Consider the following 25,336-nt stretch of genomic DNA (forward strand, 5'->3'; position numbering starts at 1 on the left):
GCCGCCTGATCGGCGCCATCACCGACGGCGACCTGCGCCGCCATATCGAGGGCCTGTTTGAGCATGTCGCTGGCGAGGTCATGACCCTCGGCCCCCGCAAGACCGCCCCGCCCACCATGCTGGCCGCCGAGGCATTGGCTCTAATGAGCGACCCGGCGCCGGCGGTAACCGTCCTGTTCGTGGTGGAGGACGCCCTCCCGGTGGGCATCCTGCACGTTCATGACCTGCTTCGAGCCGGGGTAATGTAGGCCGACGCCATTAAGTCTTCCGCAGTGGCCGCCCGTTACAGCCAGGGCTACACACCTGCCGACACGCCCGCCCTTCGGAGCTCAGATGCTTCCACCCCCTCGCGCCGACCTCGTCGCCAACACGCTCGAGTACGAGAGCACGCCGCTGGTGAAGGCCACGGGCTTTCGGGAGTACGACGCGCGCTGGCTGTTCGGGCCGGAGATCAATCTGCTGGGTGTCGAAGCCCTCGGCCTGGGCCTCGGGACCCTTATTCACGAGATGGGCCAGCGGCGCATCGTGGTCGGCCACGACTACCGGTCCTATTCGCTCTCTATCAAGCAGGCGCTGACGGTGGGCTTGGTCGCTGCGGGTTGCGAGGTGGTGGATATCGGGCTGGCGGTGTCGCCGATGGCCTATTTCGCGCAGTTCGACCTGGATTGCCCCTGCGTGGCGATGGTCACCGCCAGCCACAATGAGAACGGCTGGACCGGCGTGAAGATGGGCGCTCAGCGGCCGCTGACCTTCGGGCCCGACGAAATGGGCCGGTTGAAGGAGATCGTGCTTGGCGGCAAGTGGGCGGCCCGGCCCGGCGGCAGCCTGACCCACGTGGGCGGCGTGGCCGCGCGCTACATCGCCGATGCGGCCTCGCGCGTAAGTCTGAAGCGGCCGCTGACCGTGGTGGCGGCATGCGGCAACGGTACGGCCGGCGCCTTCGCGCCTCAGGCGTTGCGCGACATGGGCGTTGCGGTGGTCATCGAGATGGACTGCGAGCTCGATTGGACCTTCCCCCGATACAATCCCAATCCCGAAGACAGCATCATGCTGCACGCCATGGCTGAGGCGGTGAAGACCCACGGCGCGGACCTGGCGCTGGGCTTCGACGGCGACGGCGACCGCTGCGGCGTGGTGGACGACGAGGGCGAGGAGATCTTCGCCGACAAGATCGGCCTTATGCTGGCCCGCGACCTGTCGGCGCTGCACAAGGACGCCACCTTCGTGGTCGATGTGAAGTCCACCGGCCTCTTCGCCACCGACGAGGTGCTGAAGGCCAACGGCGCCAAGACCGTCTACTGGAAGACCGGCCACAGCTACATCAAGCGCAAGACCGCCGAACTGGGCGCTCTGGCCGGGTTCGAAAAGAGCGGCCACTTCTTCATGAACCCCCCGCTCGGGCGCGGCTATGACGATGGGCTGGTGGCCGCCGCGGCGATCCTGGCCATGCTGGATCGCAACCCCGGCAAGAAGCTCTCCGACCTCAAGCGCGCCCTGCCCGTGGCCTGGACTTCGCTGACCATGAGCCCGCACTGCGCCGACGAAGAGAAGTATGGCGTGGTCGAGGATGTGGTCGCCGAGTACGTCGCCTTCGCCAAGGCCGGCGGGACGATCCTGGGGCGCAAGATCGTCGACGTGATCACAGTCAACGGCGTGCGCGTGGCGCTGGAAGACGGCTCCTGGGTGCTGGTCCGCGCCTCATCCAACAAGCCCGAGATCGTCGTCGTGGTAGAAAGCACCCGATCTGACGCGGACATGCGGGCGTTGTTCCACCAGGAAGTAAAGCCACGGCTAGCCAAGCGGCCGCAGGTGGGTCGCTACAACCAGGAAATCTGACGCCGCGAGAGCGGACGCCGAAGAAGAACCAGACCGGAGACATGAATGCGCGTTGCGATGATCGGAACCGGCTATGTGGGGCTGGTCAGCGGGGCCTGCTTCGCCGACTTCGGCCACACGGTTACCTGCATCGACAAAGACGCCCGCAAGATCGAACAGCTGCGTTCCGGCGGTATCCCGATCTATGAGCCAGGCTTGGACAAACTCGTGGCCGTCAATGTCAAGGCGGGTCGCCTGTACTTTGACACCGAGGCCGCCCAGGCGATCCGCGAGGCGGATGCAGTTTTCATCGGCGTTGGTACACCCTCGCGCCGGGGCGACGGCTATGCCGACCTCTCATATGTCTATGCGGCAGCTGAGGAGATCGCAGGGCTGGTCGACGGCTTTACTGTGGTGGTCACCAAGTCCACCGTGCCGGTCGGCACCGGCGACGAGATCGAGGCGATTTTCAAGCGTGTCCGGCCCGACGCCGACGTGGCGATCGTCTCCAACCCGGAGTTCCTGCGCGAGGGTGCGGCCATCGAGGACTTCAAGCGCCCCGACCGGGTAGTGGTCGGCACCGAAGACCCGCGCGCCCAGGCGGTGATGCGCGAACTCTATCGCCCGCTCTATCTCAATGAAACGCCGATCCTGTTCACCAGCCGCCGCACCAGCGAGCTGATCAAGTATGCGGCCAATGCGTTCCTGGCGCTGAAGATCACCTACATCAACGAGATGGCCGATCTCTGCGAAGCGGTTGGCGCCGACGTGCAGCAGGTCGCCAAGGGCATTGGGCTCGACGGCCGCATCGGCGGCAAGTTCCTGAATGCAGGGCCCGGCTACGGTGGCTCCTGCTTCCCGAAGGACACCATCGCCCTGGTGCGCACCGCGCGCGACGCCGGCTCGCCCGTGGAACTGGTCGAGACCACCATCAAGGTCAACGACGAGCGCAAGCGGGCCATGGCGCGCAAGGTGATGAAGGCGCTGGACGGCGACCTCAAGGGCAAGACGGTCGGCGTGCTGGGCCTCACCTTCAAGCCCAACACAGACGACATGCGCGATGCGCCGTCGCTAGCCATCGTACCTGCGCTGCAAGACAAGGGCGCCCGGGTTCAGGCCTTTGACCCAGAGGGCCACGAGGCGCGCGGGCTGCTGAAGGATGTCGACTTCAAGGACGATCCCTATGCGGCTGCTACGGGCGCCGATGCGCTGGTGATTATCACCGAGTGGGACCAGTTCCGGGCGCTGGACCTCGACCGCATCAAGCTTCTGATGAACAGGCCTGTGCTGATCGACTTGCGCAACATCTACAAGCCCGTAGACGTGCGGGCGCTCGGTTTCGACTACACCAGCGTCGGGCGAGTGTGACGGGTCTGGCGTTGTCGATCGGCTGCATTGGCGCGCCCGACATGCTCGCGGCCCAAGTCTATGCCGACGCCAAACCGCGGATACTGTCGGTGCTCCGGCCGCTGTGCGTCGTCCTCGCGGTCTCGCCGCTCGATTTCTTGATCATCCACGACGCTGCGCGCCAGAGTCTACCCTAGTATCCGCCGTGGGCCTGTAGGAGCGTTGTAGCGATCCAAACAGCGCCCGCCCAGAACGCGGCGCCCATAACCGCTACGAACGCCAGACAAGCGATGGATTTAGCCGGCCGCGCCGCGCGGTTCTGAAATGCCGTGATAGCCAAGTCGTGTCGCATGCATCCTCCCAAGATGCCAATGCCTCTCGTTGGAGGCGTCGTTGTCACAGATCGGGTCGAGCCAATCCATTTGTGACGACGATGACACACGATTTCGCTCGCGCCTAGACCCCTCGCGCGCGAGGGGAACCGCGATCAGGCGGCGGCTGACTTCACCGCGCTGGCGATTTCCTTCACCAGCTGATTCACCAACTTCTCGTCATCGCCTTCGGCCATAATGCGGATCAGGGGTTCGGTTCCCGAGGGACGGATCACCAGACGACCCGCGCCGCTCAGCCGCTCTTGGGCGTCAGCGATTACCTTGAGGACCTGAGCATCCTCCAGCGGTTTTCCGCCGGAGAAGCGGACGTTCTCCAGCTTCTGCGGCGCAGGCTCGAACTGGCGGGCCAGCGCGCTCATGGGTTTGTCGCTCTCTTTCAGAACTGCGAGAACCTGCAACGCCGCGAGCAGACCATCTCCGGTGGTGGAGAAATCTGACAGGATGAGGTGGCCGGACTGTTCGCCGCCGAGGTTGAAACCCGCCTCGCGCATGCGCGCCATGACATAGCGGTCGCCGACCTGAGTGCGCTCAAGGGTCAGGTTGCGTGCGGCCAGAAACCGCTCCAGGCCGAGGTTCGACATTACCGTGGCGACGACGCCGCCGCCACGCAGCTTGTCCCGACGGGCCCAGTCGGCGGCGATCAGGGCCATGATCTGATCGCCGTCGATCACTTGGCCCTTTTCGTCGCAGATCACCAGTCGGTCAGCGTCGCCATCGAGGGCGATTCCGATATCGGCGCGGAATTCCTTCACCGCCATTTGCATGGCGGCCGGGTGCGTGGAGCCGCACTCTTGGTTGATGTTGAAGCCGTTGGGCGCGTCCCCTACGCGGATCACCTCGGCGCCCAGTTCATAGAGCGCCTCGGGCGCCACCTTATAGGCGGCGCCGTTCGCGCAATCGATGACGATCCGCATGCCAGAAAGGTTCAGCCGCCTGGGGAAGGTCGCCTTAGCGATCTCAATGTATCGAGCCTGGCTGTCGTCGATCCGCTGCACGCGGCCCAGGTCCGACGGACCGGCGAGGTTCTGATCGAGCCCCTCGTCCATACGCGCCTCGATGGCCAACTCCTGCTCGTCGGAGAGCTTGTAGCCGTCGGGGCCGAATAGCTTGATGCCGTTGTCAGTGAAGGCGTTATGCGAGGCGGAGATCATGACGCCCAGGTCGGCGCGGAGTGATCGGGTCATCATCGCTACGCCTGGTGTCGGCAATGGCCCGAACAGGCGGACATCCATACCTACGCTCGTGAAGCCCGCGACCAGCGCCGGCTCGATCATGTAGCCGGAGAGGCGCGTGTCCTTGCCGATCACCACAAGGTGGCGACGCTCATCGCGCGAGCGGAAGTGCTTGCCGGCCGCCATGCCGACGCGGAGCGCCACTTCGGGCGTCATGGGATGGCGGTTCGCCTGGCCGCGAATGCCGTCTGTTCCGAAATAGGCGCGCTTGCTCATCGAAATATCCGCCGGATCTGCCCGGGAAACGAACCGAAACTCACTGTTTGTCGACGCCCGGCTTGCTAGTGCTAAAGGCGATTCAGGCGCGGGACGTTGCGACGGTCGCCCTTACCACAAAGGAAATCCAGGCCAGATGTGCGGCATTATCGGAATCGTCGGAACTTCGGCCGTCCAGAATCGGCTGATCGAGAGCCTCAGGCGCCTGGAGTATCGGGGCTATGACTCAGCCGGCATAGCCGGGATCGTCGCCGGGCGAGTGGAACGCCGACGTGCCGCCGGCAAGATCAAGGCGCTGGAGGCGGTTTTGGCGGACGCCCCACTCAACGCCACAGTTGGCATTGGTCACACGCGTTGGGCGACCCATGGCGCGCCGACCGTGAAGAACGCCCATCCCCACACCATCGGCCGGGTTACCCTGGTGCATAACGGGATCATCGAGAACTACGCCGAATTGCGTGAAGGGCTGCAGGCTCAGGGTCGGGTCTTCGAAAGCGACACCGACACGGAAGTGATCGCCGCCCTTTTGGACAGCGAACTCACCCCGGGTCGCACGCCCGAGGCGGCAATGAAAGCCACGCTCGACCAGTTGGTCGGCGCCTATGCGCTAGGCGTTTTGATAGCGGGTGAAGATGCGCTGGTCATGGGCGCCCGCCGTGGCAGCCCGCTGGTGGTCGGATACGGCGAGGGGGAGATGTTTATTGGCTCGGACGCGCTTGCTGTCGGACCCTTCACCAATCGCGTCAGCTATCTCGACGAAGGCGACTTCGTCGCTATCGGCCACAATGGCGCACGCATCTTCGATGCCCAGGGCCGACCGGTAGAGCGCGCGGTGCGCACAGTCGCCGCTTCCGCCGCCCTGGTGGAGAAGGGCAACTACCGACACTTCATGGAAAAGGAGATCCACGATCAGCCAGAAGGCTGCCAGCGGACCATCGCGGCCTATGTCGACGCCGTGGAGAACCGGACCGCAGTGCCGGGTAGCGTGGATTTCGCCGCCCTCGGCCGCATCCAAATCGTGGCATGCGGCACCGCCTACATAGCCGGCCTGCTTGGCAAGTATCTGATCGAGCAGCTGGCCGACCTGCCGGTCGATGTCGAGATCGCGTCGGAGTTCCGCTACCGCTCGCCGGCGTTGAGCGCGGACGCCCTGGTGATCGCGGTATCGCAATCGGGTGAGACCGCCGACACCCTGGCGGCGCTTCGCTACTGCCAGGCGCGCGGCATGAAGAGCGCCGCCATCGTCAATGCCGTGGAATCGACGATGGCGCGCGAGGTCGATATGGTCTGGCCGATCCATTGCGGGCCCGAGATCGGCGTGGCGTCCACAAAGGCCTTTACCGCTCAGATCAGCGTCATGATCGCGCTCGCCGTGGCCGCCGCCCGGGCGCGCGGCAAGATCGACGCGGCCGAGGAGGCCCGGCTCGTGCGCCTACTGCTCGAGGCGCCGCGACTGATCGCGGAATCCATTGAGCTGGAGGAATCCGTTCGACTGGTCGCCCAGGAAGTGGCCAAGGCGCGCGACGTACTCTTCCTGGGGCGCGGGCCGATGTACCCGTTGGCGCTGGAAGGCGCGCTGAAGCTGAAGGAGCTGAGCTATATTCACGCCGAGGGCTATGCCGCAGGTGAGCTCAAGCACGGGCCTATCGCGCTCGTTGATGAGGATACGCCTATCGTGATCCTGGCCCCCTACGACAGCTACTTTGAGAAGTCGGCCTCCAACATGAGCGAGGTGATGGCCCGGGGCGGCCAGGTGGTGTTCATCACCGACCCTGAGGGCCAACGCCACGCGCCATCCGGCGCCCGGGTGGTGGTGACCGCGCCGTGCAGCGATCCGCTGATCGCGCCCCTGGTGATGTCAGCGCCGATCCAGCTCCTGGCCTATCACGTTGCCGTTCTGAAGGGCGCCGATGTGGATCAGCCGCGCAATCTGGCCAAATCGGTCACCGTTGAGTAGCGCTTCCCCTGTATCCGGCAGCGCGTTGGGGACCAAGGAGACGACTGGATGACACGGCGGGTGCGCAAGGCGGTGCTGCCGGTGGCGGGGCTGGGCACTCGGGTGCTGCCCGGAGCCAAAACCACGCCGAAGAACATGCTGAATGTCGTGGATCGGCCGATCCTCTCCTATGTGGTCGAGGAAGCACGTACGGCGGGTATTGAGCACATCGTCTTCATTGTCGGCCGCGGACAGGGCGCTATTGAGGACTATTTCGACGCCAGCCCCGAGATCGAGCAGGCGCTGGCCGCTAAGGGTAAGGCAGACATCCTGAACGAGATGCGTCGCGACCTGCCGGAGCCCGGCCAGATGAGCTTCATCCGCCAGATGGCGCCGCTGGGCCTCGGGCACGCCATCTGGTGCGCGCGCGACGTGATCGGCGACGAACCCTTTGCGATCATGTTGCCAGACATGCTGATGATGGCCGAACCGCCGGCGCTGGCTCAGGCGGTGGCGGCTTATGAACGGGTCGGGGGCAACATCGTGGTGGTGGAACCCGCGCCAGAGGGCGAGGCTCACAAATACGGCATTGTTGCGTTGGACGGACGCGACGGACCGCTTAACCGCATGGTCGGCATGGTGGAGAAGCCGGCGCCTGGGACCGAGCCCTCGAACCTGTTCATCTCCGGCCGCTACATTCTTCAGCCGGAGATCTTTGCTATCCTAGAGACGCAGGAACGCGGCGCGGGTGGTGAGATCCAACTGACCGACGGCATGGCGCATCTGATGAAGACCCAAAGCTTCCACGCGCTGGAATACGCCGGAACAACATATGACTGCGGCGATAAGCTGGGGCTCCTGCGCGCCAATGTGGCCTACGCTCTTGCCCGGCCGGAACTAGCGGATGGCGCGCGGGCGGCGATCCGCGCGTTGCTCTGAGCCAAGCCCTTGCGGCTGGCGATTTTCGGCTACGGTTATACTGGCCGCGCCGTGGCGCGGCGGGCGCGAGCGCGGGGCTGGAAGGTGGTCGCAACGTTCCGGCGGATGGAGGCCCGAACGCTGCTGGACGCCGATGGGGTCGAGGCGCTCGATGTATCCGGCCCACTCGACCGGCTGGCCGCAGTTGACGCCTTGTTGATCACCCCGGCTCCAGTGGCCAATGGATGTCCGGCTCACGCCGCATTGTCGGGCGCACTGGCGGACGTCGGACGGCGACCGGACTGGATCGGCTATCTCTCTACAACCGGCGTCTATGGCGACCGTGCCGGCAGATGGGTGAGTGAGCGCTCGACCCTGGCGCCGCGGTCCGAGGAGGCGCAACGAAGGGTGGTCGCCGAAGCCGCATGGCTGGATCTGGGCGCGAGCCTTTTTCGTCTGCCGGGCATCTATGGACCGGGGCGCTCCGCCTTCGACCGGCTCAGGAACGGAACCGCCCGCCGCATCTTGGCGCCGGGCCAAGTATTCTCACGGATTCATGTGGAGGACCTCGCTGCTGGGCTGGAGGCCTCTATCTCTCGGCCCCGCCCGGGCGGCGTCTACAATCTCTGCGATGACGAACCTGCGCCCAATAGCGCGGTGATCGCACATGCGGCTCGGCTGTTGGGCGCGGCGGCGCCGCCAGAGGTGCCTCTCGCCGAGGCGGGCCTTAGCGCCGCAGGGCTACGCTTCTATGCCGAAAGCAAGCGGGTCTCGAACGCGCGGGCCAAGGCGGAGCTGGGCTGGCGACCCGCTCATCCCACCTACCGAGAAGGATTGGCGGCGATATTAGGGTCCTCGGGCTGAGCCATCCTGCCGTGGACAGTCCGCGACGCCTCTGCTACACGCGCCCGCTCTAAGCCGAAGGGGTGACCCTACGGGCCTACATACATTCGCGGGCGGCCATTCGGGCGGCGTCTGCACGACCGGTTTCAGGAGAGTTCGCTCTGGTTCAGATTTTCGTCCGCGACAATAACGTCGATCAGGCCCTGAAGGCGCTGAAGAAGAAGATGCAACGCGAGGGTTCGTTCCGCGAAATGAAGCGGCACGTGCACTATGAGAAGCCGTCGGAAAAGCGCGCCCGCCAAAAGGCCGAGGCCGTTCGTCGCGCCCGCAAGCTGGCCCGCAAACGCGCCCAGCGCGAAGGCCTGATTGCTGCGCCGAAGAAGCCGACGCGCTGAGTATTTCGGGCAACAGCCGCTCTAAAATCTGGCACGGATGATGCTTATGTGAAGGGTCGCGCCACCGGCGCGGCCCTTTTCTCGTATCCGGAAGACACGATCCGGGCTCGAGAGTGGGGTCCGTTAGCCTTTGGCGGCCTATCTTGGGGTTTCCGTCCCGCTGTCTTTCTGGGAAACGTCCGGCATGAATATGCGCAATCTGGTGATCTGGGGCGTCATCGTCGTCGTCCTGATCGGGCTCTACAGCATGATGACCGGCGGAGGTCGCGGCGGCGGCGCCCAGCCGAACGAGATCACCTATTCGCAGCTCATCTCGAAGGTGGAATCCGGCGAGGTGAAGAAGGCCTCGATCCAGGGCGTCGCCGTTGAGGTTACCGACCAGGCCAACCGGGCCTACACCGCCATCACGCCCGGCAACCAGGACGACCTCGTCAAGAGGATGGAATCCCAGGGCGTCGAGATCACAGTGAAGTCGGGCAATCCGAACCTGCTGACCGGTATCCTCCTAAACATGCTCCCGATCCTCTTGCTGGTCGGCGTCTGGATCTTTTTCATGCGCCAGATGCAGGGCGGCGCGCGGGGCGCCATGGGCTTCGGCAAGTCCAAGGCCCGCCTGCTCACTGAGAACAAGAACCGAGTGACCTTTGACGACGTGGCCGGGGTCGATGAGGCCAAAGAGGAACTTCAGGAGGTCGTCGAGTTTCTGAAGGACCCGCAGAAGTTCCAGCGCCTGGGCGGCAAGATCCCCAAGGGCGCGCTTCTGATCGGTCCGCCCGGAACCGGCAAGACGTTGATCGCCCGCGCCGTCGCGGGCGAGGCGGGCGTGCCGTTCTTCACCATCTCAGGCTCGGACTTCGTCGAGATGTTCGTCGGCGTAGGCGCGAGCCGCGTGCGTGACATGTTCGAACAGGCCAAGAAGAACGCTCCTTGCATCATCTTCATCGACGAAATCGACGCCGTCGGCCGCCATCGCGGCGCCGGCCTCGGCGGCGGCAACGATGAGCGCGAGCAGACGCTGAACCAGTTGCTGGTTGAGATGGACGGCTTCGAATCCAACGAAGGCATCATCCTGATCGCAGCCACCAACCGGCCCGACGTGCTGGACCCGGCGCTGCTGCGCCCGGGCCGCTTCGACCGACAGGTCGTTGTGCCCAATCCCGACATCAACGGCCGCGAGCGGATACTGCGCGTGCATATGAAAAACGTGCCGCTGGCCGCCGACGTCGACGTGAAGGTGGTCGCGCGAGGCTCGCCCGGTTTCTCGGGCGCCGACCTCGCCAACCTGGTCAACGAGGCCGCCCTTATGGCCGCCCGTAAGAACCGCCGCATGGTGACCATGCGCGACTTCGAGGACGCCAAGGACAAGGTCATGATGGGCGCCGAGCGCCGTTCCATGGTCATGACCGAGGACGAGAAGAAACTCACCGCCTATCACGAGGGCGGCCACGCCCTGGTGGCGTTGAGCGTCCCGGCCAGCGATCCTGTACACAAGGTCACGATCATCCCACGCGGCCGCGCGCTGGGCATGGTGATGCAGCTGCCCGAGGCCGACCGTTACTCGATGGACTACACGCAGATGACCTCTCGCCTGACGATCCTGATGGGCGGACGGGTGGCCGAGGAGCTGATCTTCGGCAAGGACAAGATCACCTCCGGCGCGTCTGGCGATATCCAGATGGCGACCGGGCTGGCGCGCAACATGGTCACCCGCTGGGGCTACTCCGACAAGCTGGGCCTAGTGTCCTACGGCGACAACCAGGAGGAAGTCTTCCTGGGGCATTCGGTTTCGCGGACGCAGAACGTCTCGGAGGCGACCGCTAACGTCATCGACGCCGAGGTAAAGCGACTGGTCCAGAAGGGCTATGACGACGCCAAGAGCATTCTGACAGACAAGCTCGAAGACCTGCACATGCTCGCCAAGGCGCTGCTCGAGTACGAAACGCTCAGCGGCGACGAGATCATCAATGTGCTGAAGGGCGTGGCGCCCAAGCGCGATGATGCGGAGTCCAAGCGTCCAACGGGCCCCGCTGTCGCCGTGCCGATCTCACCCCGTCCCAGCGCCGAACCGGCCTAGAAGCTCAACCGACGCCGATCCAGCCGGAGTCGAGGCTGGATAGGCTCACGCCGACCAGCACGACCCGCGCCCCGCCAGTGATCTCGACCACGGTGTCGGCGCCCTGCTGGCTAACGCTAAAGATACTGCCGGGATCTAGCCGCACCCGATCGCCCTCGCCGCGGTTGAAGTCGATCACCCGGTCGAGGCCAGCCTCTGCGAAGCTTGCGAAGGTATCCGCGCCGGTCCCGCCGGCCAGGGTGTCGTCACCCCTGTCGCCGTAGATCAGATCGGCGCCGGTTCCGCCCTGGATGCTGTCGGCGCCCTGGCCGCCGCGGAGCACGTCAGCGCCCGCACCGCCCCAGACGGTGTCATCGCCCAGGTTGCCCAGGCCCAAATCTTCGCCGTCGTCGCCGGAGAGGCTGTCGTTGCCCTGGCCGCCGACCACCCAGTCGCCGCCATGACCGCCAGAAAGAGTGTCGTCGCCCTGGTTGCCGTGGGCGTCGTCGAAGCCGAAGCCACCGAAAATCCGGTCATTGCCCTCGCCGCCGCGCAGATAGTCGAGGCCGTCGCCGGCTGTCGCCCGGGGACTTAGGCGATGGATGTCGCCGTCCAGGCCGATCAGATAGAGCCGCCCGCGCCCGTCCACAGCGAATGAGGCGATCTGGTCGATATCGCCGCCACCCGAGAGTACCAACTGACTGTTGCGGTTGAGGAAATCCTGCGCCGCGCCGCCCACATGGGTCACGCTCCAGACGTTGCCGCTTCCGAAGTCGCCGAAGACATAGAGCCCCTCCATGCCGCCAGGTCCGCGGTAGACATAGCCGCCGGTCACCGAGAAACCGTTGAAGCCCGGCGTGGTGCGGCCATAGTCCAGCAGCGGATCGGTCAGCCCGCCAGGCGCATTGCCGCTGAAGCTCTGTAGCCCTTCGCGAAACCGCCAGCCGAGGTTGAGGCCCGACTGGCCGACCGGGATGCGATTGATCTCTTCACGCGCGCCCTGGCCCACGTCGCCAAGCCAGAGGTCGCCCGTGACCGCATCGAAACTGGCCCTCCAGGGATTGCGCAGACCGTAGATCCAGATCTCGTCGGCCCCCGCAATGGGGCCGGCGAACGGATTTCCCGCCGGGATCGCGTAGTTGCGGGCGGCGTCGCCGGGAAAGGCATCGTTGTTCACATCGATGCGCAGCATCTTGCCGAGCAGGTTATTGAGGTTCTGGGCGTTGTTCTGAGGGTCGCCTCCCGAGCCGCCATCGCCGGACGCGATGTAGAGGAACCCGTCGGGACCGAAGCTCAGCCAGCCGCCATTGTGGTTGGCGAAGGGTTGGTCGAAGGTCAGGATCAGGCGGGCCGAGCCCGGATCGGCGGTGTTGGCGTCTGCTCGGCGAAACTCGCGGACCTCGGTGTTTCCGGCTGCATTGGTTAGGTTGACGTAGAAGAGCCCGTTGGCCGCAAAATTGGGATGGAAGGCTAGCCCCAGCAGGCCCTGTTCGCCGCCGGTTGATAGTGCGTTGTCCGGCAGGTCAAGGAACGGCTGAGCTCCCATCTGGCCGGTCACAAGATCGAGGACCAGGATGCGGCCGGTGTGCTGTTCGACGATGAAGAGCCGGTCCGGATCGCCGGGCGGCGAGGCGGCGTAGAGCGGTCGGACAAGCCCCTGGGCCACGCGGACTGCGTCGATGGCCTCGGAGCCGGGAACCGTGTCGGCGGCAGAGTGGCCATAGATCAGGTCGTCGCCCGCACCGCCCAAAAGTGTGTCCGAGCCGTCGCGTCCGGAAAGCGTATCGTCCCCCGCTGTCGCCACGAGCGAGTCGCGTTGCGCGGTTCCGTTGAGCTCGGGCATCACCCAGACCTTTCCCACTGGCGTCCGAGAGGATACGCCCGGAAAGAATACGTGGACGAGCCTCTATGCGTTCCCAGAACCTCCGGCCCCGTGTCATGGGCGTGGTCAATGTGACACCCGACAGCTTCTCCGATGGCGGCCGATGGGCCACGCCGGAGGCGGCGCGGGATCACGCCCTGCGGCTCGCGGCCGCCGGCGCCGACATCCTGGATATCGGCGGTGAGTCAACCCGGCCGGGCGCGACACCAGTGACCGAAACGGAGGAACTGGAGCGCGTGATGCAGCTGATCACAGCGATCCGGGCGCGTGCGTCGGTGGCGATCTCCATCGACACCATGAAGCCAGTGGTGGCTCGTGCTGCCGTTGCGGCCGGCGCATCGATCTGGAACGACGTCACCGCGCTGCGCCATGCGCCGGACAGTCTGGATACCGCAGCCGCGCTCGGCTGCCAGGTGGTGCTGATGCATATGCAGGGCCAGCCCGGAACCATGCAGGCCGAACCCCGCTACGACGATGTGGTCGCAGATGTAATCGCCTTCCTCGCCGCGCGTGCCGAGGCGGCGGTGGCGGCGGGCGTGGCGCGGGATCGTATCTGGCTCGACCCCGGCATCGGCTTCGGCAAACACCCTCTGGATCACAACCTGCCCCTGCTGGCCGGCCTGGAGCGGATCGTGAGCCTGGGATTTCCGGTGTTGCTGGGCGCCAGTCGGAAGCGGTTCATCGGGATGCTGGACGGCGATGCGGCGGAGGAGGCTCGGCTTGGCGGTTCGATTGCCGCGGCGCTGCGTGGCGCGGAAGCCGGCGTCGCCGCTGTGCGGGTGCACGACGTGGCCGAGACAGTTCAGGCGCTCAAGGTCTGGGCAGCGATTCGTTGAAGGTCGACCGGCCCGGTGGAACATCCCGGCAAGTTGCACGGTGATCATAGGTGGCCAGCCCGGAGCCTAGTCGTGGCGGCCACCTGACTGCGAGCTTTCTACGGTGGACGCCAGCCGCTCGACGTCACCTTCAACCACAGTGATGCCGGCCTCGGACCGCAACCGAAACGTCCGCGTTGCGTTAGCGTGGCCAGGGATGTCCCTACTGAGGATACACTTATGAACCTGCGCAAACTCTCCTTGATCATGACGACGTCCCTCCTGGCGGGGGGGCTTGCGGCCTGCCAGCAGACGGATTCGCCCGTCGCCAAGACCGTGGAACCGGCCGAGACAACCGTCACCGTCAATCCGCCGGACATCAATGTGACCTCACCGGCCCCTGCGCCGGAACCTGCGGCCAAGTAGGAGTCGTCCACGGTGACGGTCACTACGCCCGATGATCCTTCGATGAGCGGGTCCACCACATCCTCAAGCACGACGACCGATAAGAAGTAGTTCTGCGACCGACCGGCCATTGCTGCCATGATCGGCCTCGGTCGCCGCGCAGTTCTCCACCAGGAAGACGACGCCTCACGCTCAAGCGGCGGCGTCGACGAGCACTTTCAGCCACGGCAGGCGGGACTTGTAGACCTCCATAAGTGTGGTCTCGGCCTCCATGGTCCACTCGACGGGGACGCCGCCGATCGAGGGTTCGATGGCGTCGAGGAAGATGTGCCAGCCGGCCAGCGAGCCGATGTAGGGCGCCGGAACGCCGAAACTGGTTAGGCGTAGGAGGCACCCTTCGCCGTCGGGCTCGAGCTCGTAGCGGACTCGGCCCGGCGGATTGGGCGGGTCGGGCCAAGTGTGTTCCAGCAGGCGCGGTGGGTCGAAAGCGGTGATTTCGCCCTCGGCATAGGGCCCTTCATCGCCGAAACGCAGGCGATAGGCGCCGCCGAGACGCATCTCGATCTGGACATCGGCGGTGGCGAACCAGGCGGCGATCCGTTCCGGAATGGTGATCGCCGCCCAGACCCGATCGATAGGCACCTTGATACGGCGGGTATAGTGAAGGTCAAATCCTTCGCCGTTGCGCATGACGTTTCCGAAGCGATCTTCCGGGATGTTCACTGCTCGGCCTCCAGGTGATGTTCCAAGGCGTCCAGTCGATCCGCCCAGAAGCGACGATAGGGCGCGAGCCAGGCGTCAATCTCGACGAGACTGGCGGTCTCCAGGCTGTAGAGCCGCCGCTGGCCGTCGCCCCGCACCCGCACGAGGCCGGATTCGCGGAGCACCCGCAGGTGCTTGGAGACACCCGGCTGGCTTATCGAAAGCGCGGCGACCAGGTCGCCCGCCGACCGCTCGCCGGCCCGGAGCAAGTCGAGGATGCGGCGTCGGTTTGGCTCGGCCAGGGCTTCGAAGGGGTTCACAACCCAATTAAATGCCGCAATAGTTATATTACTACAACAGAATATTTAGGGGGCGTGCATTGGCTGCATCGACCCGCTATCGCATCGCCATGCCCCATCTCGGCCGAGTCCTGATCATCGCCGGTTCCGATTCCGGCGGCGGGGCGGGCGTGCAGGCCGACATCAAGACCGTGACCATTCTGGGCGGCTATGCCGCCAGCGCGATCACAGCGGTGACGGTGCAGAACACTCTTGGCGTCAGCAGCGTACATCCGATCCCGCCGGAGATCATCGCCGCCCAGGCGCGCGCGGTGCTGTCCGATATCGGCGCCGACGCGATCAAGACCGGCATGCTGGGCGATGCCGCGACTGTGGCCCTGGTCGCCGAACTTCTCGACGAGGCGAAGGTTCCGGCGGTGATCGATCCGGTGATGGTGGCCAAGGGCGGCGCCTCGCTGCTGGCCGCCGAAGCAGTAGCGGCCGTGCGCGGGCTGCTGATCCCGTGTGCGGCGCTACTCACGCCCAACGCTCCGGAGGCTGAGGCGCTGACGGGCCTGACGGTCGAAACCACTGACGATCTCCGCCGCGCGGGCGAAGCGCTGCTCAAGGCGGGCGCGCAGGCGGTGCTCATGAAGGGCGGCCATGTGGCCGGCGACCGGCTGGTCGATGTCCTGATGACGCCGGAGGGGGAGACGGCGTTCGAAGGACCTCGGATCGCGACCCGTCACACTCACGGCACCGGCTGCACCCTGGCCTCGGCCTGCGCGGCGGGCCTGGCGCAGGGTCTATCGCTGACGCAGGCCGTGGCGCGGGCCTGGGACTATGTGCATTGCGCCATTGAGACCGCGCCAGGCCTGGGCGCTGGCCACGGGCCGCTGGACCATGGGTGGCCGCTACGGGGGCGCAGGTGAGCTTGGAAGCCCAATTGGAGACCATCCTGCGGCGATCAGAGCCGCTGATGCATGTGTTGGAGGTCGTGCGCGATCTCGATCTTCCGGACCCGCTGTTGTTCGCCGGCGCCATCTATCAGCGTGTGATCAACGATCTCACAGGGCGTCCGCTTGATGCCGGCATCAAGGACTATGACGTCGCCTATTTCGACGCGTCAGACGTCTCTTACGAGGCCGAGGACGTTGTGATCCGGCGCGCGGCCGCAGCATTCGAGCCGCCGCTCCGCGAGATGGTCGAAGTGCGCAATCAGGCCCGCGTGCACCTCTGGTTCGAAAGCCATTTCGGCGAGACCTATGCGCCGGTGTCCTCCAGCGCCGAGGCGGTAAGCCGTTTTATGAGCCCGCTGCACGCGGTGGCCGTGCGGCTGGAGGCGGAAGACCGGATGACCATCGTGGCGCCCTTCGGCCTTGAAGACCTGTTCTCGCTTACAATGCGGCCGAACCCGTCACGGCCCAATCGGAACTATCCGGCGGTGTCGATCAAGGCCAAGGCGCGGTGGCCGGAACTGACGGTGCTGGAGGGGTAAGCCTCACGTCCGCCTCGGTGGAACTGGCCCTTGCCGGGCTGTCCCGCGGAACGCAAGTGGCCGCTCATGCGCCAGTGGACAATAGACGCCTTCGCCGACCGACCGTTCCGGGGCAACCCGGCCTGCGTGGTCGAACCCCTTGATGCCTGGCCCGAGGCGGGCTGGATGCAGATGCTCGCGGCTGAGAACAACCAGGCGGAGACGGCCTTCCTCCTGCGCACGGACGACCCGGCGCGGTTCGGGCTGCGCTGGTTCACGCCTAAGCTGGAGGTTCCGTTGTGTGGCCACGCGACCCTGGCCGCGACCCACGCGCTATTGGAGGAGATGCGGGTCACTGCGGCGCGAATCACCTTCGACACCGCCTCAGGGCCCCTGACCGTGGCCCGCGCCGGCGAGGGTTATGAGATGGACTTCCCGGCCCAGCCGCCGGTGCACACCTCGATCCCTGCGGGCCTGACAGAAGCGCTGGGCGCGACGCCAACGGAGGTGTGGGCGGCGTCCTACCTTGTGGCGGTGTTCGACGACGCAGAGACAGTGCGGGCGCTCAACCCGGACATCCCGGCCATCGGCCGCATCTCCGGCGAGGCCACCGGCGGCCGCGGCAACATCGGCGTCGCGGCCGTGGCGCCGGCCGGCTCGGGATACGACGTGATCGACCGGTTCTTCGCGCCAGGATCGGGGATTCCCGAGGACCCAGCAACAGGATCGCTCCATTGCATCCTGGCGCCGCTGTTCGCGGAAAAGCTCGGGCGCACCGAGCTTCGCTTCCATCAGGCCTATCCGGGCCGCGGCGGGGACCTTGTCTGCGTCGCGCAGGGCGACCGCGTACGGCTGCTCGGCAAGGCGGTGACGGTGGTCGAGAGCCGCCTCAGGCTGAGCTGAAGCGGCGCCCGGTCAGGTCAGCGACGCCAGCCGTAACCATAACCATACTGTCGATCGCGGGACTGGTCGCGGATTTCGGCCATCAGGTCGTCCCAGTGATGGTCGAGCCGCTTGCGTTCGCGCCAGGTCAAACCGTCGCGACGCAACCTGATCTCCAGGCGCGCCAGGTCTCCCAGATCGTCCCGCAGGCGCCAGGCTTCGCGCGACGTGAGCCGACCACTGCGGAGACCCGCGTCGATTCTGAGGACGGCCTGACGGGCGCGGTCGGGGCCGTGCTCGTGGTTCATGCGGGTGTCGCCCCAGCGGCCTTGGCGCTCGTCGCGTTGTTCGTAGCTATGGTCGTAGCCGCCGGGCTGGGCCAGGGCCGGCGCCGTAAAGGTGAAAGCGGCCAAAGCGACCACGGCCGCCGCAAAAATCTTTCGGGTCAGGGTCATCACCGAACTCCTCGTCTCATGCCGGACGGGATCGCCCCGGCATGACGGGAGATCACCACGATGCGCCTGAAGCGCGTCTGAGCCGCGCGGTTGGCCGTGGTTCAGCTAGATGAAGCCGCGATTAGGCCGCATGGGAGGCGTTCGAGCCGGTAGCCGCCGCATTAAGGACGGTGGAGATCGCATCATAGAGCCGGGCGATCTCGATGGGCTTGGCCACGTGGGCCTCCATGCCGGCGGCCAGATACTCCTCGACCTGATGGGTCAGGGCGTTGGCAGTCAGGGCAACGATCGGGGTGCGCCTGCGGCCCGTCGCCTTTTCGGCCTGGCGGATCGCCTGGGCCGCGCTGATGCCGTCCATCACCGGCATCTGGATATCCATCAGGATCAGATCATAGGCGCCGGCGCGCCAAGCCTCAACTGCCTCGCGGCCGTTACCAACAATGTGCGCCTCAATGCCGAGCGATCCGAGGACGGCGGCCAGAACCTGCTGGTTGGTGGGGTTGTCCTCGGCAGCCAGCAAGCGGAGATCCCGATCCGCGTCAGCGCCCGGCGGTTCGACAACCTGCATGTTGGCCGGCCGGCCTTGTTCCAACGGCAGCTCGACTGTGAAGATTGAGCCTTCGCCCTCGCGGCTCTCGACGTTGATCACCCCGCCCATCATCTGGGTCAGCTCGCGGCAGATCGCGAGGCCGAGCCCCGTGCCCCCAAAGCGGCGCGTTGCTGAATTGTCGGCCTGGGTGAACTTTTCGAAGAGTCCCGGTATCTTTTCCTGCGCGATGCCGACGCCGGTGTCCTGGACTATGATCTTGAGTCCGCCGGCCACGCCGGCTTCCACCCGCGCTGAGACAGAGCCCTGGGAGGTGAACTTCACGCCGTTGGAGACCAGGTTGCCGACGATCTGGCGGAGGCGGTCTACGTCACCGCGCCACCAGCCCCGCATGTCCTCAGCCACGCTCATCTCGAAGGCCAGGCCCTTGGCTTCCGCGACCACGGCGAAGGTTTCCCGGACCTGCTCCATGGCCGCTTCGAGGTCGAAGTCATCTTCGAACAGCGTCAGCTTCCCGGCTTCAATCTTGGATAGATCGAGCACGTCGTTCAGCACCGCCAAGAGCAGCCCACCCGAACGACGGATGACGTCCAGCCGATCGCGCTGGACTGGCTCCATGTCGCCGAGCGCCATCACTTCGGCCATGGCCAGCACGCCGTTCAACGGCGTCCGGATTTCGTGGCTCATATTGGCCAGGAACTGGGTCTTCAGCACATTGGCGGCGTTGGCGGCGTCGCGAGCCTGTTCCAACTCGCGCAGGGTGGTCTTCAGGTCGCCCTCACGCTCGCCCAGTTTGGCCAGCAGGTGATTGAAGCTCTCAGTCAGGCTCTTGAACAGCGCGTCCGAGGCGTCGACCGGCACCGGATCGAAACTGCCGCCGGCAGCGACGTCGTGCATGGCGTCCGACAGGCTCTGCACCGGCTGGATCACCTTGGCAGCCAGGCTGCGGGCCAGAAAGAGAGCGACGCCCACGCCGCCGAACAGCAGCACGAAGGTAAGGGCGATGAACTGCGGCAACATCGGCGCGAGCGCCGGCTGTTCAGCTTCGACGATCAGCCGACCGACCGTCTTGCCGTCGCGCACCACCTGCTTATCGATAATGTCCAGGGGTCGGTCCCCGGCGGGGCGCACGCGGAAGCCGGCGAGCTCGCGACCTTTAGGGTCCAGCAAACGAGCTGAGATCACGTCGTGGCTTGCGCGCAGCGCGTCGAGGTCGGTGGCTAGATGGGCGCCATGTTCGACCGCCATGGAAGGTGCGGCGACCCGGGCGACCACCTCAGCCATCTCGGCATGAAACCGCTCGGAGTGCGTTCGGGCTACGGCCCACTGTTGAAGCATGAAGGTGGCGCACGCGGCCATCAGCACCACGACCGTGGTGATCAAACCCACGCCCGCGACGCGCGCGTGGAACGTCGCACCCGGCGCGGTGGATCGGATTGAGTCTGGCGCGATGTGGGTGCCGGTTCCGCCCATGAGCCGGGAATAGCCGGATTGTCCTAACGGATCGCTTCGGGCGGCCAATTCGGCAGGGGTTGGGCGACGTTAACTGTGTCTTCGGCGCCACGATACAACTGCTGGCGGAATTTATTATGGTTAACAACCCATGAATCGGTTGCGTGTATGGTTACCTTTTCTTTACCTTAACGGGTGTCGGGCAATTTATTAGAGGGTGCTCCAACATGGAAAAGGTGTTCGTGGCCAAGCGTGTGGCCGCCAAGCTGTTCTCGACCGAGGCCGCCGTCGACGCCGCCATGGTCGAAGCCTCGGAACTGCTCAGCGAAATGCTGACGGCCCGCAAGGACGTTAAGGCCTCGCTCGTCTTCGCGGACGATGTGCAGGTGAAAATGCTGGAGGCCCTGAAGGCGCTCAGCGAAGCCCGTTCGGCCATGGTAGGCGTGCACGGTGAACTGACCGAAGCAAAGCTCCGCCTTGGCATTCGCACCAAGCTGGGCCTTGAAGACAAGCCCGTCGCCGCCGCTCCGGCTGCAACGACGACGCTGCGCGACTTCGGCTGACCCAACGCGATTTCCTCCCGCTCACGGTTTGTTGCGGGAGATTAACTGGTTGAGAGCCCCTGGCATGGTCTAGGGTCTCTTGCCATGCCTGCTTCGCCGATCGTTCAGACGCTTCTGATCCTGGTTGTGCTCGGCTGCGCGTTCGGGCTCTGGAAGGGCGGGCCGCCCGAACGCATCGGCGCCTTGGTCATTCTGATCAATGCCGCGCTGGCCCTCACGCTTGGAAACCTGGTCGAAGACGACCTCGGCTACCTGGTCGGATTGATTCTCGATGGGATCACCGCGCTGGGATTCCTGGCCATGACGCTGTTGTATGGACGCCTGTGGCTGGGCGCGGCCATGCTGATCTATGCGGCGCAGTTCGGTCTGAGATCGTTCTATCTGGTGACCGGGCGGGAGCGTGACCTGCTCCACGCCATGATCAACAATATCAACTTCATGGCCATCATCCTCTGCATTGTGGTGGGCACCGCGTTCGCCTGGCGCCGCCGCGTGGTCGCCAGTCGATCCTGACGCAGCCGCCAAAACTTTTGCTTGCGCCCGGGCCAGAACGCTGGCTTTTGCCGCGCGGGCCACGCCCCCCCAACGGGGCGCTGCCCATCTGCAAGGATGGGAGACATCGCTATGAACACCCTCGCCAAGCCGGCGCTGCGTCCGGCTCGCCCTGAATTCTCTTCCGGCCCGTGCGCCAAGCGCCCCGGATGGACTCCAGAAAACCTGAAATCCGCAGTGCTAGGCCGGTCGCACCGGTCGAAGATCGGCAAGGCGCGCCTGCAGGAAGCGATCGACCGTACGCGGTCCGTGCTGCAGGTCCCCGACGACTTCCTGATCGGCATTGTGCCTGGATCCGACACCGGCGCGGTCGAGATGGCCATGTGGTCGATGCTGGGACCGCGCCCGGTGCAGTTGCTCGCTTTCGAGAGCTTCGGCAAGGACTGGGTGACCGACGTCACCAAGCAACTGAAGATCCCGGCGGAGGTGCTGGATGCACCCTATGGCCAGCTTCCCGACCTCTCGAAAGTCCGCAAGGACGCCGACTTGGTCTTCACCTGGAACGGCACCACCTCGGGCGTCCGCGTGCCCAATGCCGACTTCATCGCCGCAGACCGCGAGGGCATAGTGATCTGCGACGCCACCTCGGCGGCCTTCGCGCAGGATCTCGACTGGACCAAGATCGATGCGGTGACCTTTTCCTGGCAAAAGGCGCTCGGCGGCGAAGCCGCGCACGGCGTGCTGATCCTTTCGCCCCGAGCGGTCGCCCGCCTTGAGAGCCACACCCCGGCCTGGCCGATGCCCAAGCTGTTCCGCATGACCAAAGGCGGAAAGGTCAACCTCGAGATCTTCGAAGGCGCGACCATCAACACGCCGTCCATGCTGGCGGTCGAGGACGCCATCGATGCGCTGAAATGGGCCGAAGCGATCGGTGGCCTGACCGAGATGCGCCGTCGCGCAGACGCCAACCTGGCGATACTGGCCGAGTGGGTGGCGCAAACGACATGGGTGGATTTCCTCGCCGAGGACGCCTCGATCCGCTCCAACACCTCGGTGTGCCTGAAGGTCGTCGATCCCCGGGTCGCCGGCCTGCCCGCCGACGCCCAGGCAGAAATCGCCAAGAAGCTCGCCGCGATGCTGGAGAAGGAAGGCGTAGCGCTGGATATCGGCGGCTATCGCGACGCCCCGCCCGGCTTGCGCATCTGGTGCGGCGCTACGGTGGAGACCTCCGACGTCGACGCACTGACCCCCTGGCTCGACTGGGCTTTCGCCACCCTCGTCGCCGAGCTGCAAACCCCCTGATCTGATCCCCCCTCAGTCGCTTCGTTACAGCCATCCTTCTGGGTGAGCGCGAAGGGTCCTCACCCTCCCTCCTTTTGGGGAGGGGGGACTGTGAAGCGGTGGAGGGGCCTGCCAACTCAAGGAACGAACCCATGCCCCGCGTTCTCATCGCTGACAGCCTCAGCCCCGCCGCCGTCGACATCTTCCGCCAGCGCGGCGTTGACGCCGACATAAAGACCGGCCTTTCCAAGGACGAGTTGATCGCCGTCATCGGCGACTATGATGGCCTCGTGGTCCGTTCGGACACCAAGCCCAACAAGGATGTCATCGCCGCCGCCAAGAACCTGAAGGTTATCGGTCGCGCCGGCATCGGCGTCGATAACATCGACATCCCGGCTGCCACGGCCGCAGGCGTGGTAGTCATGAACACGCCCTTCGGCAACTCAATCACCACCGCCGAACACGCCATCGCGATGATGTTCGCGCTGGCCCGTCAGCTCCCCGCCGCCGACGTCTCCACCCAGGCCGGCAAGTGGGAGAAGAGCCGCTTCATGGGCGTGGAGCTCTACGCCAAGACGCTCGGCCTGATCGGAGCCGGCAACATCGGCGGCATCGTCGCGGACCGGGCGCTGGGTTTGAAGATGAAGGTCGTCGCCTATGATCCGTTCCTGTCTGCCGAGCGCGCCGTGGAAATGGGGGTCGAGAAGGTCGAACTGGAAGACCTGCTGGCCAGGGCCGACTTCATCACACTGCACACGCCGCTGACCGACAAGACCCGCAACATCCTTTCGGCCGAAGCGCTGGCCAAGACCAAGCGCGGGGTGATGATCATCAACTGCGCCCGTGGCGGCCTGGTCGATGAAGCGGCGCTGCGCGCGGCTCTGGAAAGCGGTCAGGTCGGCGGCGCCGCGTTCGACGTTTTCATAGCGGAGCCGGCCAGAGAGAACGTGCTGTTCGGCGCGCCCAACTTCATCGCCACGCCGCACCTCGGCGCCTCGACCAATGAGGCCCAGGAGAATGTCGCCCTGCAGGTGGCCGAACAGATCAGCGACTATCTGCTCACCGGCGCGGTGACCAATGCGCTGAACAGCCCCTCGGTGACGGCCGAGGAAGCGCCGCGCCTGAAGCCGTTCGTGGCGTTGGCCGAGAAGCTCGGCGCGCTGGCCGGCCAGATGCTCGACTACGGGATCAAGGCCGTCGACATCGCCTACGAGGGCGAGGTCTCCAAGCTCAACACCCGCCCGCTCAGCGCTGCGGCGTTGGCCGGCGTGCTGCGGCCGATGCTGGCCGAGATCAACATGGTCTCCGCCCCGGCGGTGGCCAGGGAGCGCGGCGTGGTGGTCTCGGAGAGCCGCCAGGACGACTCTCCGATCTTCGACAGTCTGGTGCGCATCACGGTCACAACCGACAAGGGCAAGCGCTCGTTCGCAGGTTCGGTGATGGCCGGCGGCCCTCGCATCGTCGAGGTCAAGGGGATGGATCTCGACGCCCCGTTCCTGCCGCGCATGCTCTACATCAACAACCTAGACAAGCCGGGCTTCATCGGCGCGCTGGGCGGTCTCCTCGGAGAGGCGGGCGTCAACATCGCCACCTTCAATCTCGGCCGCATCGACGCTGGCGACGACGCCATCGCACTGGTCGGCGTCGACCATGAACCGGACGCCAAGTTGCTGGCCCGCATCCAGGCCCTGCCGCACGTTAAGGAAGCACGCGTCCTGAAATTCTGAAGTCAGGTCCCGTAGGCTGAGCGCTCCAGAAGTCCCAGGAGCGCCAGCACTTCCGGGTCGGCGAAGGGCATCAACTGGGTGGCCAGAACCCCGCCGACCCCGGCCTCGGGGTCGGCCCACCAGTAGGTGTTGGCAAGACCCGCCCAGGCGAGGGTCCCGGGCCTGCGGCCCTCCGGCGTCGGTTCCGGGGTGATCATCGAGATCATGCCGTGACCCGTACGCATGTCGGGATAGGGCTCGAAGTCGTGGCTCATGAACGGCAGAGCGCTCTTGATGTAGCCGGCGCGACGCGGACCAGTCTCGACCATTCCCATCAGCGCCGCCGTCTCAGGAGATATCACCCGGGTGCCCTCCAGTACGCCGCCGCCCAGCAGCATGCGCACGAACCGCCCATAGTCACGCACCGTGCCGTAGAGCCCGCCTCCGCCACCGATGACCTCGGGCTCAGGCGGCAACTCGAAGGGAAACACCGTCAGACCGCCCTCGGGCAGCCGAGCGTGAATGGCGGCGCGTCGGTGCGCCAGTGTCTCCGGCACACTGAACGCCGTCTCGTTCATGCCGAGCGGCCCGAGCAGGGTCTCCACGACCACCGCGTCCAGCCGCCGCCCGGTAGCCGCCTCGATCGCCAGGCCCGCCCAGTCGATTCCGATACCATAGAGCCAGCCCTCGCCCGGATCAAACAGCAGAGGCTGGACATGGCAAGCGCGAGAGCCGTCCAGAAGTGGCCGATCCAAGGTGTCGCCATAGCGGCCGAGTTCTGGGCTGGTGAACGCGTAGCCGAAGCCGGAGGTGTGACTCAGCAACTGGCGCAAAGTGATCGCCCTTTGCGCCGGCCTAAACTGGGGGGCGCCATCGGCGCCGAAGCCGTCGAGCACCTTAAGGTCGCGGAACTCCGGGATCAGGCCCGATAGGTCGCCGTCCAGAGAGAGACGTCCCTGCTCAACCTGCTGCAGCGCGGCGACCGAGGTTACAGCCTTGGTCATCGAGGCCAGCCAGACAATCGTGTCGGCATCCATCGGCGCGTCGGCGTCAACCGCGCGGCGCCCGGCGGCGTGAGCGTAGGTCTCGCCCTCTCGGTTAACGGTTATGGCCACCGCGCCAGCGATCCGTTGGGTCTCAACGGCCCGGGCCACGGCGGCTTCGAACTTTACGGACACCGATTCATCTCCCGGGGGTGGTGATAGCGACATATGGCCCGGCTTGCCTTCGCCCGTCATCTACCAGTCGCTGA

At 65.6% G+C, this 25,336-nt stretch carries 25 protein-coding genes; 18 read left to right on the plus strand and 7 right to left on the minus strand.

Going from position 1 to position 25,336, the window contains the following annotated elements; all coding sequences use genetic code 11:
* From ACIQ3R_RS01045 to ACIQ3R_RS01060, 4 genes are all read left to right on the plus strand, one after another.
* Positions 1 to 248: CBS domain-containing protein (locus tag ACIQ3R_RS01045; protein WP_397414081.1), on the plus strand; the 248-nt coding region annotated here is incomplete at its 5' end.
* Positions 249 to 333: 85 nt separating this feature from the next.
* Complete coding sequence (locus tag ACIQ3R_RS01050) at positions 334 to 1,836, plus strand: phosphomannomutase/phosphoglucomutase (RefSeq protein ID WP_397414083.1); 1,503 nt, start codon at positions 334 to 336, stop codon at positions 1,834 to 1,836.
* 45 nt (positions 1,837 to 1,881) lie between these two features.
* Positions 1,882 to 3,183, plus strand: coding sequence for a UDP-glucose dehydrogenase family protein (locus ACIQ3R_RS01055; RefSeq protein WP_397414085.1), 1,302 nt, complete (start codon positions 1,882 to 1,884; stop codon positions 3,181 to 3,183).
* Positions 3,180 to 3,359, plus strand: a complete 180-nt coding sequence (locus ACIQ3R_RS01060; protein WP_397414087.1) for a hypothetical protein — start codon at positions 3,180 to 3,182, stop codon at positions 3,357 to 3,359. Before ACIQ3R_RS01055 ends, ACIQ3R_RS01060 begins: the two co-directional genes overlap by 4 nt.
* A 290-nt stretch (positions 3,360 to 3,649) precedes the next feature.
* Here ACIQ3R_RS01060 and glmM read toward each other — a convergent pair whose 3' ends face one another.
* Positions 3,650 to 5,002: a phosphoglucosamine mutase gene (gene glmM / locus ACIQ3R_RS01065; protein WP_397414089.1), complete on the minus strand. Its 1,353-nt coding sequence runs from the start codon at positions 5,000 to 5,002 to the stop codon at positions 3,650 to 3,652.
* Positions 5,003 to 5,138: 136 nt separating this feature from the next.
* On the opposite strand from glmM, the gene glmS reads away from it, so the two are divergent.
* The 5 genes from glmS to ftsH all read left to right on the plus strand — a co-directional run bounded on the left by glmS (position 5,139) and on the right by ftsH (position 11,168).
* Complete coding sequence (gene glmS / locus ACIQ3R_RS01070) at positions 5,139 to 6,959, plus strand: glutamine--fructose-6-phosphate transaminase (isomerizing) (protein WP_397414091.1); 1,821 nt, start codon at positions 5,139 to 5,141, stop codon at positions 6,957 to 6,959.
* 48 nt (positions 6,960 to 7,007) lie between these two features.
* Positions 7,008 to 7,877: a UTP--glucose-1-phosphate uridylyltransferase gene (locus ACIQ3R_RS01075; RefSeq protein ID WP_397414093.1), complete on the plus strand. Its 870-nt coding sequence runs from the start codon at positions 7,008 to 7,010 to the stop codon at positions 7,875 to 7,877.
* 9 nt (positions 7,878 to 7,886) lie between these two features.
* Positions 7,887 to 8,720, plus strand: a complete 834-nt coding sequence (locus tag ACIQ3R_RS01080; RefSeq protein ID WP_397414095.1) for an SDR family oxidoreductase — start codon at positions 7,887 to 7,889, stop codon at positions 8,718 to 8,720.
* A gap of 140 nt (positions 8,721 to 8,860) precedes the next feature.
* Positions 8,861 to 9,094: a 30S ribosomal protein S21 gene (rpsU, locus tag ACIQ3R_RS01085; RefSeq protein WP_068874644.1), complete on the plus strand. Its 234-nt coding sequence runs from the start codon at positions 8,861 to 8,863 to the stop codon at positions 9,092 to 9,094.
* A gap of 184 nt (positions 9,095 to 9,278) precedes the next feature.
* Complete coding sequence (gene ftsH / locus ACIQ3R_RS01090) at positions 9,279 to 11,168, plus strand: ATP-dependent zinc metalloprotease FtsH (protein ID WP_397414097.1); 1,890 nt, start codon at positions 9,279 to 9,281, stop codon at positions 11,166 to 11,168.
* A gap of 4 nt (positions 11,169 to 11,172) precedes the next feature.
* Here the strand turns inward: ftsH and ACIQ3R_RS01095 are convergent, their stop codons facing one another.
* Positions 11,173 to 12,990, minus strand: a complete 1,818-nt coding sequence (locus ACIQ3R_RS01095; protein ID WP_397414100.1) for a PQQ-dependent sugar dehydrogenase — start codon at positions 12,988 to 12,990, stop codon at positions 11,173 to 11,175.
* A gap of 65 nt (positions 12,991 to 13,055) precedes the next feature.
* Here ACIQ3R_RS01095 and folP point away from each other — a divergent pair, with 65 nt between their 5' ends.
* Together folP and ACIQ3R_RS01105 are read left to right on the plus strand one after the other, a co-directional pair.
* Complete coding sequence (gene folP, locus ACIQ3R_RS01100) at positions 13,056 to 13,865, plus strand: dihydropteroate synthase (protein WP_397414102.1); 810 nt, start codon at positions 13,056 to 13,058, stop codon at positions 13,863 to 13,865.
* Between the two features lie 219 nt (positions 13,866 to 14,084).
* Positions 14,085 to 14,270, plus strand: coding sequence for a hypothetical protein (locus ACIQ3R_RS01105; RefSeq protein ID WP_397414105.1), 186 nt, complete (start codon positions 14,085 to 14,087; stop codon positions 14,268 to 14,270).
* Between the two features lie 171 nt (positions 14,271 to 14,441).
* Here ACIQ3R_RS01105 and ACIQ3R_RS01110 read toward each other — a convergent pair whose 3' ends face one another.
* Positions 14,442 to 14,972, minus strand: coding sequence for an SRPBCC family protein (locus ACIQ3R_RS01110; RefSeq protein WP_397414108.1), 531 nt, complete (start codon positions 14,970 to 14,972; stop codon positions 14,442 to 14,444).
* On the minus strand, positions 14,969 to 15,271 hold the full coding sequence (locus ACIQ3R_RS01115; protein ID WP_397414110.1) for an ArsR/SmtB family transcription factor: 303 nt from the start codon (positions 15,269 to 15,271) through the stop codon (positions 14,969 to 14,971). The genes ACIQ3R_RS01110 and ACIQ3R_RS01115 overlap by 4 nt, the downstream gene beginning before the upstream one ends.
* Before the next feature lie 89 nt (positions 15,272 to 15,360).
* Here ACIQ3R_RS01115 and thiD point away from each other — a divergent pair, with 89 nt between their 5' ends.
* The 3 genes from thiD (at position 15,361) to ACIQ3R_RS01130 (ending at position 17,609) form a co-directional block, all read left to right on the plus strand.
* Positions 15,361 to 16,161, plus strand: coding sequence for a bifunctional hydroxymethylpyrimidine kinase/phosphomethylpyrimidine kinase (gene thiD, locus ACIQ3R_RS01120; protein ID WP_397414160.1), 801 nt, complete (start codon positions 15,361 to 15,363; stop codon positions 16,159 to 16,161).
* Positions 16,158 to 16,727 carry a nucleotidyltransferase family protein gene (locus ACIQ3R_RS01125; protein WP_397414112.1) on the plus strand — a complete coding sequence of 190 codons (570 nt, stop codon included), beginning with the start codon at positions 16,158 to 16,160 and terminating at the stop codon, positions 16,725 to 16,727. The genes thiD and ACIQ3R_RS01125 overlap by 4 nt, the downstream gene beginning before the upstream one ends.
* A gap of 66 nt (positions 16,728 to 16,793) precedes the next feature.
* Positions 16,794 to 17,609 (plus strand): PhzF family phenazine biosynthesis protein, encoded by an 816-nt coding sequence (locus ACIQ3R_RS01130; RefSeq protein ID WP_397414114.1) that lies wholly within the window; start codon positions 16,794 to 16,796, stop codon positions 17,607 to 17,609.
* Positions 17,610 to 17,626: 17 nt separating this feature from the next.
* Here ACIQ3R_RS01130 and ACIQ3R_RS01135 read toward each other — a convergent pair whose 3' ends face one another.
* Both ACIQ3R_RS01135 and ACIQ3R_RS01140 read right to left on the minus strand, forming a co-directional pair.
* Complete coding sequence (locus ACIQ3R_RS01135) at positions 17,627 to 18,043, minus strand: hypothetical protein (RefSeq protein ID WP_397414116.1); 417 nt, start codon at positions 18,041 to 18,043, stop codon at positions 17,627 to 17,629.
* Positions 18,044 to 18,164: 121 nt separating this feature from the next.
* Entirely contained in the window at positions 18,165 to 20,063 is a 1,899-nt protein-coding gene (locus ACIQ3R_RS01140; RefSeq protein ID WP_397414118.1) for an ATP-binding protein, read from the minus strand.
* Positions 20,064 to 20,269: 206 nt separating this feature from the next.
* Here ACIQ3R_RS01140 and ACIQ3R_RS01145 point away from each other — a divergent pair, with 206 nt between their 5' ends.
* The 4 genes from ACIQ3R_RS01145 (at position 20,270) to serA (ending at position 24,105) form a co-directional block, all read left to right on the plus strand.
* Positions 20,270 to 20,605 (plus strand): hypothetical protein, encoded by a 336-nt coding sequence (locus ACIQ3R_RS01145; RefSeq protein ID WP_397414120.1) that lies wholly within the window; start codon positions 20,270 to 20,272, stop codon positions 20,603 to 20,605.
* Positions 20,606 to 20,689: 84 nt separating this feature from the next.
* The gene (locus ACIQ3R_RS01150; RefSeq protein ID WP_397414123.1) at positions 20,690 to 21,118 is read left to right on the plus strand and encodes a hypothetical protein; all 429 of its coding nucleotides are present in this window, start codon (positions 20,690 to 20,692) and stop codon (positions 21,116 to 21,118) included.
* Positions 21,119 to 21,229: 111 nt separating this feature from the next.
* A complete protein-coding gene (locus tag ACIQ3R_RS01155) occupies positions 21,230 to 22,399 on the plus strand; it encodes a phosphoserine transaminase (RefSeq protein ID WP_397414125.1) in 1,170 nt (389 codons plus the stop codon).
* 131 nt (positions 22,400 to 22,530) lie between these two features.
* Positions 22,531 to 24,105: a phosphoglycerate dehydrogenase gene (gene serA / locus ACIQ3R_RS01160; protein ID WP_397414127.1), complete on the plus strand. Its 1,575-nt coding sequence runs from the start codon at positions 22,531 to 22,533 to the stop codon at positions 24,103 to 24,105.
* Between the two features lie 2 nt (positions 24,106 to 24,107).
* On the opposite strand, the gene ACIQ3R_RS01165 is transcribed toward serA, so the two are convergent.
* On the minus strand, positions 24,108 to 25,262 hold the full coding sequence (locus ACIQ3R_RS01165; protein ID WP_397414128.1) for a serine hydrolase domain-containing protein: 1,155 nt from the start codon (positions 25,260 to 25,262) through the stop codon (positions 24,108 to 24,110).
* Positions 25,263 to 25,336 lie beyond the last annotated feature (74 nt).

Origin of the sequence: Phenylobacterium sp. (assembly GCF_044371015.1) — a bacterium.
In the GTDB taxonomy this organism is placed as follows: Bacteria; Pseudomonadota; Alphaproteobacteria; order Caulobacterales; family Caulobacteraceae; genus Phenylobacterium.